The following is a 12,195-nucleotide window of genomic DNA, read 5'->3' as shown; positions in this document are numbered from 1 at the left end:
GACGACGCGCCGGTGGAGCTCTCGGTGTCCGCCCGGGAGTCCACCCGCCTGGCCGAACGGCTCGTGCCGGTGCTCCTTGGTTGATCGTTTGCGGGTGGGAACCCGAGCGGGCCAACTTTCGTCACAACGGGACAACGCGCGCCCGCCCATTGGTACCGTGCGTCTGTGGTGTGAGCCGCCTGAGGGACAACGAGGTGCGACATGTCCATAGCTGCTGGTGCCATCGGTGGCGCCGTCGCCGGTGCGGCCGCGGCGATTGGCGAAAGCTTTGCGGTGTTCGCCAAGGGCGCCGCCTCGGGTTCCTTCGCTATCAGCGAAACCGGCGGAAAGGCCCTGCTCCAAGCCATTCGGAACCTGAAGGACTGGGTCGACGAGAACCAGCACGATGTCCAGCGGCTCGGCATGGAGCCCCAGTTGGGTACCAGCCATGGAGCGAACGTCATGAAGCCGCACGTGGCCAATGTCGCCACGGACGGCCAGGGGTTCATGCCCATGCTGACGAAGTTGCGAGAATCGCTCGAGGACGCCGAGCAGGGCATCAAGGACGCGATGGCCAACTACCAGGCAATGGATCAGCGCGGAGCCGGCCGGCAGCAATCGGCCTGACCGACAACCGAGGAAGGCAGTTGGTATCACCGTGAGGCGCTTGGCTCTGCTGGTATCGGTGCTGGCGGCGCTCCTGGCCGGCCTGACCGCCTGCTCGAGCAAGACCGACGGTTCGGCGGTCGTCGGCGATGAGCCGACCGGAAACCCGACGACCACAAGCCGGACCACCCGGCCAAGCAGACCGCCCACGACGAGCAACACCAACGCGGGCGCACTGCCGAGCGATCCCTGTTCTCTGCTCACCGCGCAGGCTCAGACCCAGCTCGGAATCAGTGGCGGTGAACGGGGCGATGTCGGATCGGCCCGGGGTTGCAAGTGGCGTCTCCGCGGTCCGGAGGAAACGTATTTCTTCTCGGTCGATATCCGTGACTCCGTCGGAATCAAGGACATCCCGGCCAGCAGCAATCCGAAACCACTGCCGGATATCGGTGGCCACAAGGCGGTCCAGTTGTCCGGCTTCGGTGGTCCAGGATCGTGCTCGGTCGCCCTCGGGGTCGGCGATTCCTCGACGGTGACTCACTCGGTGACCGCGGGTACCAACCTACAGAAGGCGTGTGAGCTGGCGCTGCAGATGGCGCGGCTCGTGGAACCGGAACTGCCCTGAGAACCAGGGAGGAGAGGGACGATGGCGCCACCTGGGAGGCCGCAGACGGCGGTTCGGCCGCCGAACACGGACCCGCGATCGGCTTCGGTGTCGAATCCGGACAGCCCGGATTACAACCGGCACAGCCGGCACTACGACGGGACCCTGGATCCGACCAGCCCGACCTACATTCACCGGCAGGGCACGGTCGACACCGGGCAGCAGGTGCGCGACCAGTCGGAGCAGCAGGTTGATCAGGAGATCGACGACGCCGACTGGCTGACCCAGCTGATGGCGCTCTTCACCCGGAACGGGCAGTACCGGGACCGGTACAACGAGAACATGAACGCCCAGGCGGACCAGCTCGCGGCGGGCGTGGAGACCCGGCCGTCGCCGGCCATCGACGCCGCCAACTACCGCAGCTACGAGCACAACGAGCTCAAGTCGATGGTGACCGAGGGCGCCGACCCGGGCGCGGTGGGGGCGACCGGGGACGACTGGATCCAGACCGGCAACGCGATGGTCCGGTTCCAGGAAGAGGTGGCCACGGCGATCAACAGCAGCCAGACGGACTGGCAGGGGGCGGCGGCGAACCGGGCCCGCTCGTTCATGGCCGACGTGGGGAACTGGGTGGGCACCGCCGGGCAGAGCGCGGCGCTGGCCGGGACGCAGATGAACGTCCAGTCCGAGGCGCTGTCCACGGCGTCGTCCTCGATGCCGGAGGAGGTGCCGTGGAACCGGGACGAGTGGGTGGACCGGATCCAGTCCTCCGCCGATCCGTGGGCGACCTACGCCGAGGCGATGGACCAGTACGACGCGCACAACGAGGCGCGCGACCGGGCCGCGCAGGTGGTCAGCACCTACGACAGCGGCCTGTCCGGCGCGAGCACCATGCCGGCCTTCACCGCGCCGCCGACGATGAGCGGCGACGGAACCGGGGGCACCGGCGGCGATGACGGCGGTGGTGGGGTCGGCAAGCTCCCCGGCGGCTACGACGGAGGAAGCGGCAGCGGCGGTGGCGGCGGCACGGGTGGTTCCGGCGGCGGCAGCGGCGGTGGTGGTGGCGTCGGCCAGCTGCCCCTGCCCGGCGGAGGCTCGGGCGGCGGTGGCGGTTCGGGCGGATCCGGTGGTTCCGGCTCGGGTGGCGGTTCCGGCACTCCGGGGTTCCCGTTGCCGGGCGGTGGCGGTTCGGGCGGGTCCGGCGGTGGCTCCGGCTCCGGTGGCGGCTCGATCCCGGGCGGTGGTGGCACCAACCCGGGCGGCACGCCCGGCCTGCCCGGCGGTGGCGGTCCGGGCACACCGGGGTTGCCCGGCGGCATTCCCGGTCCCGGCGGCGGTGGCGGCGGTGTGCCGCCCGGCGGGATCCCCATCGGCGGCGGCCCGATCGGCGGGCTGCCCGGTGGCGGCGACAGCCTGCGTTCCGGCCGGGTGCCGGGGCCGGGGAGCACCGGGTTCGGCCCCGGCGGCTCCGGCGGGCGTGGTTTCGGACCGGGCGGCGGCGGTGGCGTTCCCGGCACGGGCTCGGGGTTCGGCTCCGAGCCGGGCGGGGCGCGGTCCGGCGGCGGCGCGTTCGGCCGGGGTGGCTCGGGTGGGGCCGGCGGCGCCGGCGCGGGGGCGCTGGCCGCGGAGCACGCGGCGACCGGCGGGCGGGGCGGCGGCCTCGGCGCGGGTGGTCGCGGCGGCGCCGGCGGGATGCCCATGGGCGGCATGGGCGGTGCTCGCGGTGAGGGCGACGAGGACGGCGAGCACCAGCGCCCGTCCTACCTGGTCGAGGCGGACCCGGACTCGCTGTTCGGCACCGACGAGATGACCGCGCCCCCGGTCATCGGCGAGTGATGGCCGGCCCGTACCTGCTGTCGCCGGCGGCGGTGGACGTGCTGTCCCAGACGCTGAACGTGAACCTCCGGCTGTTCCCGTTCGAGATCCCGAGCTTCGGCCGGATGCAGGCCGACCGGGTGGGGATCGCCCGGGCGGTGTTCGCCGACCTCGCCGGGCGCGGGTTGATCACCGACGGGGACCTCGAGCCGGACCTGGTCCGCGCGCTGCGCACGCTGGCGCACTTCCAGGTCGCCGTGGTCGCCATGGGCCTGCTCGAGAAGGACCGGAAGCTGTTCGCCCGGGTGTCCGCGGCGGGGGAGACCGGGGTGCTGGCGGAGCAGGAGGGGGAGCGCCTGCGGGTGGAGCTCATCCGGCCGACCGCGCTCGCGGTGACCCTGGTCGCGCTGCTGCCCAAGGTGGAGGCCGGGCCGGGGCAGTCGGTCACGCTGAGCAAGCCGGCGCCGGTCGCCGTGGGTGCCTCCGACGAGTACCTGACCGAGGTGCACGGCAGACCCGCGGACATCACCCTGCGGATCGCCGAGGGTTACCTGAACCGCCCACGCACCGGCTCCGGCTTCTTCGCCGTGCTCGGCAAGGACCGGTACGGCCGCGAGTTCCGGGCCGGCGAGGTCGGCTGGTTCGACACCGACGCCGGCCGCTACCTCAACCTGTCCCGCCCACCCGGCGACGACGGCCAGGTCCACGGCACCTTCTCACCCGCCGACCAACCCAGGCTAACCCGCGCACTCAGCGAGCTGATCGACGCGGCGGCGCCCCGGAGCTAGCGCAGTCTCAGATGTGGTGGGTTGGGTTTGGTGGGTGAGTGCGCGGGGCGCGCCGGGGTGGTCCGGTTCCGTTGGCGGGCAGCGGTTTTGGTTGTGGCTGGGTTTAGGGAAGGCTGGGGAAGTGGGGGTGGGGCCGGGGTTGGTCTTCCCGGTCACGGTCGCGGGTCGGTTGGGAGCCCGGGGGTCCCGTTGGTCTTCTCGGGTGTGGGGCCGTGGTGAGCGAACCCCGAAACGCCGATCGCGCCGCCAAGGTCACCGTTTGGGGTCGGAAATGCTAGAAAACGAGCACTTCCGTCCCCAAACATTGATCATGAACCCTGTCACCCACTCGTGCCACATCCACCGGGTATCCGCAACCGTCCGCCGGAACGCAACCACCGCATTGAGTCCCGGAGAGGCGGACCAGCTATAGATCGTCGTGGCTGGAGCCGGGCATGCGGCCGGTGACCACGAAGACGACGCGTTTGGCCACGGAGACGGCGTGGTCGGCGAAGCGTTCGTAGAAGCGGCCGAGGAGGGTGACGTCGACGGCGGCGGCGACGCCGTGCGGCCAGTCCCGGTCCATGATCACGGTGAACAGATGGCGGTGCAGGTCGTCCATCTCGTCGTCGGCGTCCTCGAGGGCGCGCGCCTGGTCGACGTCCTTGCTCACGATGACCTGTTCGGCTTGGCGGGCAAGGGAAACCGCGATCCGGCCCATCTCCGAGAAGTAGGGGCGGACCTGCTCGGGGAGCACCGGCTGGGGGTGCCGGCGGCGGGCGGCCTTGGCCACGTGCAGGGCCAGATCTCCCATCCGCTCAAGGCTTTCCGCGGCGTGGATGGCGGCGAGCACGGTGCGCAGATCGGTGGCCACCGGCGCCTGCAGGGCGATCAGCGCGTAGGCGTGCTCCTCGCAGGACGAGCGCGCTTCGTCCACTTTGGAGTCATCGCCGATCACCTGCTCGGCGAGGGCGAGATCCGCCTCGAGCAGGGCGCGGGTGGCGCGCTCCATGGCGTCGCCGACCATCGAGCACATGCCCGCCAACTCGTCCGCGAGCTGTTCGAGCTCGACATGGTAGGCCTCACGCATGGCGACAGCCTACGGCCAGCGGCGCACCCGCACCGCATTCCTGGATGAACCGAACGTGAACCCCGGGCAACGAATCACGGTTGCTCAGGCGCACGAGACGTCGCCGCCGTTGACCGTGGCCAGGTCCTTGGGCAGGTCCGCCGGCGGGCTGTTGACCACGCCGGTCGGGGCCACCACGTCGCCCTTGTACTCCGGCCCGATGATCAGCATGAGGGCACCGGTGGCGGACGGGTCGGCGAGCATCTGCGCGCCCGGGACGGCCGAGGCCAGCACCCGGGCCGCGGCCTCCTTGTCCTTGCCGTACTTGACCACCGTCTGCTTGACCTTCTCCAGCGCGTTGTCGATGGTCACGATCTGGAAGCCGAGCGCCTTCAGCTTGTCCGCGGTGCGCGTGGCGATCTTCTGCGTGGTGTTGCCGCCGTTCAGCACCTGGATCTTGATGGTCTTCGGGTCGACCTGCTGGGTGGGCGGCGCGGCGCTGGTGGGGGACTGACCGGTCGCGGGTGCCGGTGACTCGCCCGGCAGCGGCGTGTCCTTCCGGACCGCCGCGAACAGGTTGTCCTTGTCGTTGGTGCGGAGGACCTCGTTGCCGCGGGTGTTCGCCTCGCCGACCGTGGGCACGGTGATGAACGTGACCCGGCCCGCCTCGATCCCCTGCATCGACTGGCCGAGCAACATCAGCTGCTCGACGCCGATGTTGTCGCCGAACGTGGACTTGGCGAACGCCTGCACGAACGAGGTCAGCTTGCCCGGGTCGAGCAGCACCTGGTTGGACATCGCCTTGCGCAGCAACGAGGACAGGAACCGCTGCTGGCGCTTGATCCGGCCGTAGTCGGAGGTCGGGTCGTTGATCACGTGCCGGGCCCGGACGAAGTTGAGCGCCTGGTCACCGGTGAGGGTGACGGCCTTGCCGGCCTCCTTCACCACCGTGCCGAGGATGGTGTCCTTGAGCGGGCGCTCCACGCAGACCTGGACGCCGTCCACGGCGTCCACCATCTCCTTGAAGCCGTTGAAGTCGATGCCCACGAAGTGGTTGATGTTCAGGCCGGACAGCTGCTGCACCATCTTGGTGACGCACTTCGGCCCGCCGACCTGGAACGCGGTGTTGATCTTGACGTTGGTCGCCGCCGGGATCTGCTTGCCGGTGTACTTGGTGGTCTTGGGGTCCCAGGCCTCGCACTGCGGCCGGTTCACCTCGAGGTCGCGCGGGAACGAGACCACGACGGCCCGTTTCCGGTCGGCCGGCACGTGCGCGATCATGATCGTGTCCGACCGGGCCCCGGGGACGTCGGCGGAGTTGCCCACCTTGTCCTCGGCCGCCGCGCCGTCGCGGCTGTCCGAGCCGACCATCAGGAAGTTCTCGTCACCGTTCTGCGCGATCCGGTCCAGGATCGCCGAGGAGTTCTGGTCGAGCGCGTCCACCTGGTTCGTCTTGGCGTCCACCCAGCTCTTGAACCCCCACGCGACCCCGGTCGCGACCAGCACCAGGATGGCCAGCACCCCGGCGAAAACCTTGCCCACCAGGGCGGACCGGTTCCGGCGGCGGCTCTTCTTGCGCTGCAGGCGGGTTTCCTCGGCTGGAATTTCCGCCGGGAACGGTTCCTCGACCGGCAGTTGCGGGCTCTGCAGGGCGACCATCTCATCGAGATGATCGAGCTCGTCGTCGGTCGACCACGGGATCAGCTTGCGGCGCTTGGCTTTTTTCTCGCGCTCCTCGGCCCGCAACTCGTCGTGCACCTTGGAGAACCGGGCCAGCGTGTGGTCGACCCGGCGGCGCTTCTGGATCTCCTCGCCGATCGGCTCCATCTCGCTGGTGAGGCAGAGCGGGTCCATGTCCTCAGCGGCCGGCCGGCGCGGCGGGGCGACCGGGGGGACCGCCGTCATGCTCGGCGACTCGGTCGGCCAGGCCGGGGGCGGTGCGGCGGCTGCGGGCGGCTGCGCGTTCAGCCGGCTCGGTGCGGGGGGCATCGAGGTCTGGTGGCCGGGGATCTGGTTGGGGATCCGCGGCATCGGCGGGGCGGACTGGGTGGCGGTGCGCTGCCGCATCGGCGCGGACTGGCCGCCCGGCCGGCCGCCGGTGGCGAACTGGTTGCCGGTGGGCGCCGCGCCGTTGGCGAACTGGCCGCCGTTGGGGGCCGCGCCGTTGCCGCCGTTCGGTCCCTGGCCTGGCCGGGGCCAAGCCCCCGAGGGCTCGCTCGGGCCCGGGGGCATTCGTCGTGGTCCGGGCGGGCCGTCAGCCGGCCGGGCGGGCGGGCGGTGCTGCGCCGGGGGCGGGACGGGCTGCATCCGCGACTGGGACGGCGGGAACGCCGTCGCCGCGGGTGGCGGGATCGGCTGCATCCGGGGCTGGGACGGCGGCGCCGGCTGCCGGCGTGGTTGCGGCGGGGCCGCGGGTTGCCGGTGGGCCTCCGCCGGCGGCGGCACGGGTCGCATCCGGGGCTGGGACGGCGGTGGGGCGGCCGGCTGCATCCGGGGCTGGGACGGGGCCGCGTGCGGGCGCGGGGGCTCCGCCTGCGGCGGGTAGGGCAGGTCGGGCCGGGAGCCGGTGTGCCGCTGGACCAGGTCGGCCACGCTCAGGCCGCCGGTGCCCTCCATCGAACGGCGGCGCCGCCGGGGCTGCTCATCCGGGTCACCCGCGTAGGAGTGGCGACCCTGGCGTCCGTTACCTGGCGAGGGAGAGGTGCCGCCTGAGCGATGATGGTCGTCCGGCACCCCTGCTCCTTTCCACTCCAAACCTCGGCGCGGCGATCTGATACATACTGCCGCCAACTAGTTATGAAGACGTTGCACACTAGCGCATCGTTGCCGACTCAGTGTGGCTTTCCGCGTCGAGATACTACGGATGGATGCCATCCATGACGATTGCGCTCGGGGATTTTCTTACCGTCGGTACGCAGTTGCGCCCACTCAACTACTCCGATCGGGCTATCGGCCGGGTCAGCTCGTGAGCCCGTTCGAGACCGTGACCGACCGCCGCCGGGACGCCTCGCCGGCCAGCCGGGTCTCGCCGCCGAGGAGGTAGGCGACGGCGTTGCGGCCGGACCGCTTGGCCGCGTACAGCAACCCGTCGGCCTGCCTGAGCTGGGCTTCCGGGCTGGCGGCCCGGTGCCCGGTGGCGAGATCCGCCGGCGGCTCGGCGGCCAGCCCGACGCTCACCGTCACCCGCAGCCCCGGCACGATCGTGCTCCACGTGTGCCGTTCGACCCGGGCCCGCGCGGCCTCGGCGACCGCCACCGCGGTGGCGCCGTCGACCCCCGGCAGCACCAGCACGAACTCCTCGCCGCCGTAGCGGGCGCAGAACGCGGTCTCCGGCAGGCCGTCCTGCAGCAGCTCCACCACGCGCTGCAGCACCCGGTCGCCGACCTGGTGCCCGAACGTGTCGTTGACATTCTTGAACCAGTCGAGGTCGACCAGGGCGACGGCCAGCCCGTCGGCGCCCGCGCCCTGCTGTTCCACCAGCGCGACCAGGCGTTGGTCCAGGTAGCGGCGGTTGTAGCTGGCCGTCAGCGCGTCCCGGATGGCCTGCTCCCGGACCTCGGCGTGCTCGCGCCGCAGCCGGTCGACCACCTCCCGCAGCTGCTCAGCGGGGATCCGCTGGTGCGGCGGCGCCGTGGTCAGCGCCGCACGCTCCGTGAAGATCAGGTCGAGGGCGTGCCGGACGTGCTCGTACGCCTGGCGCCACTCCCCACGGTCGGCCAGGAAGCCGGCGATCGACTCGTGCAGCGCGATGAGGCCCGCGGTGTCCTCGGGCGCCTCGACCTTGGCCGGATACGGCATGGGCACGGTCGGCTCGGCCACGCCTTGGTCCAGCAAGGCCACGGCGCTCACCTCCCTACGTATGGAGTGTTTCGACTCAGCAGACACATCTCTTGAGGCGTTGGGACGCGTGGATGCAGAAGTTCGCTCGACCGGTGTATTCCGGCGTTGCCCCGACTAGGGGTGGCAAACCGTGCCGGTGGCTACTGCGTCGGGCAGGGAGTGAACCCGTACACCTTCCCGTCCAGCACGACCACCCGCTCGGAGCCGATCTGCTCGGCGATCACCGCGCCGGCCCGCCGGATGCTCACCGACACGCCCAGCACGTAGACCAGGCCACGGGGGCGCTTCGCCGAGTCCGGCGGCGACCACTTGGAGTCCACCCGGAACGTGGACATCGCCGGCTCGATCTTGAGGACCAGGTCGCCGAGGTCGCACAGCCGGTCGGTGAAGTCCGGGTGCTGGGTGCGGCGCAGGAAGTCCCGCTGCGTGGCCGTGCCGTCCTTCCCGGCGTCGTTGAGCTCGGTGAAGTAGTCGACGACCAGCTTGCGGTCACCCTCCGGAGTGCTCAGCGCCACCGGCTGACCCGGGATCGCGGTGACGCGATTGAGGGACAGCAGGACGAACGCCGCGGCGACGAGCGTGAGCACGGTCGTGACCACGGTGGCACGCACGATCAACCCCCGGAGTGCATCAGCTCGGCGCCGGCCGGCACCGCGGCGTCATCAGGATCGTCCAGCCAACCGTCCGGCAGGGCAACCCTGGCCGGCGAGCCCTGCCGGCCGCGCGGACCCTCGGCGGCGGCCGGGAACGGGGCGCCATGGTCGAGTTCGGCCAGCAGGTCGGCCAGCTCCGCCAGCCCGCTGACCAGGCCGAGCCGCTGCCGCAGCGTCGAGCCGACCGGGAAGCCGCGCAGGTACCAGGCCACGTGTTTGCGCAGGTCCCGCACGCCCTTGTGCTCGCCCAGGTGGTCGGCCAGCAGCGTGCCGTGCCGGTACATCACCTCGGCCACCTCGCCCAGGTTCGGGCCCGCCGGCAGCGCCCGCCCGGCGAAGGCCGCCTGCAGGTCGCCGAACAGCCACGGCCGGCCCAGGCAGCCGCGACCGATCACCACCCCGTCGCAGCTGGTCTCCGCCATCATCGCCAGGGCGTCCCCCGCGCTGAAGATGTCCCCGTTACCCAGCACCGGAATCGTCCGCACCGCGTCCTTCAGCGCCGCGATCGCCGACCAGTCCGCCTGCCCCGAGTACCGCTGCGCCGCGGTCCGCGCATGCAGCGCCACCGCGGCCGCCCCCTCCGCCTCGGCGATCCGCCCCGCGTCCAGGAACGTGGTGTGGTCGTCGTCGATCCCGATCCGGAACTTGACCGTCACCGGCACCCCCGCCGGCTCCGCCTCCCGCACTGCGGCCGCCACGATGTCCCCGAACAGCCGCCGCTTGTACGGCAACGCAGCCCCGCCGCCCTTCCGCGTCACCTTCGGCACCGGGCAGCCAAAGTTCAACCAGGTGTGGTCAGCGAGATTTTCACTTGCGATGATGTTGACTGCTTCCCGCATGGTGGTCGGGTCGACGCTGTAGAGCTGCAGCGCACGGGGGTGCTCGTCGGCGCCGAAGGTGATCATCTGCATGGTCGTTGGGTCGCGTTCGACGATGGCGCGGGCGGTGATCATTTCGCAGACGTAGAGGGCGGTGGGGCTGCCGAATTCCCTGCATACGCGGCGGTAGGCCACGTTGGTGATCCCGGCCATCGGAGCCAGTACGACCGGCGGGTCGATGGTGTACTGGCCGATGGTGACCGGCGGGGTTGGAGCTGTCACCTGCTCAGGCTAGCTGCCGCCACCATCACCGCGACGTCATCGGATGCCCTGGCCGGATCGGGGTTCGTTTTGACACATGTTGCCGCGCGCCAAAATCGGGATGCGCCGATGTGCGGGGTGTCTCGACATGTGGTCGCTGCGGCCGCAAGCGAACGACGAGCCGACCCCCGGTGCACCTCCACCAGCCCTGGCATCCCGCTTGTCATCAACTGCGCCGTGGCGCATGCGAAGCTAGCTTCGCATGGTAGCGTGCTCGCTGTAAGAGGACCGAACGCGTGGATGACGCAGCGGGGCGGATGGCGCGCCGGGCATTACCCGCATGGCGTGCGGTCATTGATCGCCGCGTCGCCCTGCGTGGCTTGACGACCGACAGGGCGGCGCGGCGCAACTACCTCGCGTGTGCGAGGAGATGGGACGGCCCATGAGAACCGTCGGTTTTAATTGTGCCTGGTACTGGCCCCCGATGGCCAAACGAGTTGTCATACTCGCCACGCTGATCATCGTGGTGGTCACGCTGGGTGCCGTCGCGACGGGGCACGGCGGCACGATGCTGATCATGCTCCTCGCGTCCCTAGTGACCGCTACGGTCGGCGAAGCTGTGCGCGCTGGCCTTCGGTGTCGACGACGCACTGCTTGATCGAGGATCGGTGGGGGCCGGTTCCCGCGGCCCCCGCCGCTCTCGACGAGGAAAGGTTAGGTATGACCGGCGAGAAGCCCATCCCACTCGCTGAGCTGGGTGAGATCACCGCTGGGCCATCGGGTTCGCTACTCGAGGGGCTGCACGACGGGCCTGACGGGATCCCTGTTGTCACGCCGCCGAGCATCACGAGCCGTCATACGGTGGATACCCGGAAATTGAGGCGCGTACCGGTGGGGGACGCCGAGAAGCTTGCCCGTTTCGCCGTGCAGGAGGGGGACATCCTTGTCGTGCGGCAAGGATCGCTCGGGCGCCTTGCACTGATTGGGGCGCAGCACGACCTGTGGTTCTACGGTTCGTCATGTGTGCGGATCAGGCCTCGGCCAGAGCTTATCTTTCCGGCGTACCTCGCCTCATATCTGTCCTCTTCTCCGGCGCAGGCGGAGCTCGTTGGTCAGGCCCTACGGGGCACGGTGCCCTCGCTGAACTCCGCGATGCTGAGGGAGTTGGTGGTCATCGTCCCGTCCATGGACCGGCAGCTGGCCATTGTCGACGTACTTGCGGACATTGATGAGGAGGTCAGGATTCTCCACGAGATGTCGGACCGCTTGCAAGCGTTGCGACCGGCCATCTTCGCGGAGATGCTTAAGGGGGTGATGCCCGCATGAGCAAGCTGAGCGTCGCTCGCCTCACGCGGGAACTTCTCGACGCAGCGCACATTCTCCGCAACAGTGCTATGGACCCGTTGGCATCCTCGGTCATCGTCTCTGGAGTCCTGCTGCTCAAGTGGGCGTCGGACCAGCGGGGGCCCCTTCAGGTGCCGGACCGCGCGCGCTGGCGTCACATCGTCCAGAATGGTGGTGGAACTCTCGGGGAACTCCTCGACGAAGCACTACACACTCTGCTGTGGAGCAACCCGGACGTACTGGGCGGCACACTAGAGGACGTCGATTTCAACAAGAAGATGGGCAACCATGAACTGCAGAGGCTAGTTCATCATTTCGATCGGCTATCACTGAGCAAGGATAATCTCGAGTTCAATGATGTGGTCGGCCGGGCTTATGACCGCCTCATGGGCGAGTTCGCTGATGTGGGTGGCAAAATGGGAGGGGTATTCTATACTCC

10 protein-coding genes and 1 pseudogene are annotated in these 12,195 nt (G+C 70.1%); 6 read left to right on the top strand and 5 right to left on the bottom strand.

All coding sequences use genetic code 11. The features are described from left to right. Positions 1 to 201 precede the first annotated feature (201 nt). The 4 genes from VGR06_RS24385 (at position 202) to VGR06_RS24370 (ending at position 3,792) form a co-directional block, all read left to right on the top strand. Complete coding sequence (locus VGR06_RS24385; RefSeq protein WP_327561440.1) at positions 202 to 606, top strand: hypothetical protein; 405 nt, start codon at positions 202 to 204, stop codon at positions 604 to 606. A 40-nt stretch (positions 607 to 646) separates the two neighbouring features. Continuing rightward, on the top strand, positions 647 to 1,210 hold the full coding sequence (locus tag VGR06_RS24380; RefSeq protein WP_327561439.1) for a DUF3558 domain-containing protein: 564 nt from the start codon (positions 647 to 649) through the stop codon (positions 1,208 to 1,210). An 87-nt stretch (positions 1,211 to 1,297) separates the two neighbouring features. After that, the gene (locus VGR06_RS24375; protein WP_327561438.1) at positions 1,298 to 3,025 is read left to right on the top strand and encodes a hypothetical protein; all 1,728 of its coding nucleotides are present in this window, start codon (positions 1,298 to 1,300) and stop codon (positions 3,023 to 3,025) included. Continuing rightward, a complete protein-coding gene (locus VGR06_RS24370) occupies positions 3,025 to 3,792 on the top strand; it encodes an ESX secretion-associated protein EspG (protein ID WP_327561437.1) in 768 nt (255 codons plus the stop codon). The genes VGR06_RS24375 and VGR06_RS24370 overlap by 1 nt, the downstream gene beginning before the upstream one ends. 406 nt (positions 3,793 to 4,198) lie before the next feature. On the opposite strand, the gene phoU is transcribed toward VGR06_RS24370, so the two are convergent. The 5 genes from phoU to dusB form a co-directional block, all read right to left on the bottom strand. Then, positions 4,199 to 4,861 (bottom strand): phosphate signaling complex protein PhoU, encoded by a 663-nt coding sequence (phoU, locus tag VGR06_RS24365; protein WP_327561436.1) that lies wholly within the window; start codon positions 4,859 to 4,861, stop codon positions 4,199 to 4,201. Positions 4,862 to 4,945: 84 nt separating this feature from the next. Beyond that, a complete protein-coding gene (locus tag VGR06_RS24360; protein ID WP_327561435.1) occupies positions 4,946 to 7,456 on the bottom strand; it encodes an LCP family protein in 2,511 nt (836 codons plus the stop codon). 342 nt (positions 7,457 to 7,798) lie between these two features. After that, entirely contained in the window at positions 7,799 to 8,638 is an 840-nt protein-coding gene (locus VGR06_RS24355; RefSeq protein WP_327561442.1) for a GGDEF domain-containing protein, read from the bottom strand. Positions 8,639 to 8,820: 182 nt separating this feature from the next. Next, positions 8,821 to 9,291, bottom strand: a complete 471-nt coding sequence (locus VGR06_RS24350) for a hypothetical protein (RefSeq protein WP_327561441.1) — start codon at positions 9,289 to 9,291, stop codon at positions 8,821 to 8,823. Positions 9,292 to 9,293: 2 nt separating this feature from the next. Beyond that, positions 9,294 to 10,433: a tRNA dihydrouridine synthase DusB gene (gene dusB, locus VGR06_RS24345; protein ID WP_327561434.1), complete on the bottom strand. Its 1,140-nt coding sequence runs from the start codon at positions 10,431 to 10,433 to the stop codon at positions 9,294 to 9,296. Positions 10,434 to 11,132: 699 nt separating this feature from the next. Between dusB and VGR06_RS24340 the strand changes: the two genes are divergently transcribed. Beyond that, complete coding sequence (locus VGR06_RS24340; protein ID WP_327561433.1) at positions 11,133 to 11,738, top strand: restriction endonuclease subunit S; 606 nt, start codon at positions 11,133 to 11,135, stop codon at positions 11,736 to 11,738. Next, a pseudogene (locus VGR06_RS24335) lies at positions 11,735 to 12,195 on the top strand (hypothetical protein); the annotation flags it as partial. The gene VGR06_RS24340 and the pseudogene VGR06_RS24335, both read left to right, overlap by 4 nt.

It is taken from the genome of Actinophytocola sp. (assembly GCF_036002505.1).
Lineage (GTDB): Bacteria > Actinomycetota > Actinomycetes > Mycobacteriales > Pseudonocardiaceae > DASYTH01.
This window is presented reverse-complemented; position numbering and strand designations above follow the sequence as displayed.

What these genes read in the sequence shown, in the direction of transcription:
- VGR06_RS24370 (WP_327561437.1), top strand. Translation starts at nt 3,025, where the DNA reads ATGGCCGGCCCGTACCTGCTGTCGCCGGCGGCGGTGGACGTGCTGTCC.
- VGR06_RS24355 (WP_327561442.1), bottom strand. Translation starts at nt 8,638, where the DNA reads ATGCCGTATCCGGCCAAGGTCGAGGCGCCCGAGGACACCGCGGGCCTC.
- VGR06_RS24360 (WP_327561435.1), bottom strand. Translation starts at nt 7,456, where the DNA reads ATGGAGGGCACCGGCGGCCTGAGCGTGGCCGACCTGGTCCAGCGGCAC.
- VGR06_RS24340 (WP_327561433.1), top strand. Translation starts at nt 11,133, where the DNA reads ATGACCGGCGAGAAGCCCATCCCACTCGCTGAGCTGGGTGAGATCACC.
- phoU (WP_327561436.1), bottom strand. Translation starts at nt 4,861, where the DNA reads ATGCGTGAGGCCTACCATGTCGAGCTCGAACAGCTCGCGGACGAGTTG.
- VGR06_RS24385 (WP_327561440.1), top strand. Translation starts at nt 202, where the DNA reads ATGTCCATAGCTGCTGGTGCCATCGGTGGCGCCGTCGCCGGTGCGGCC.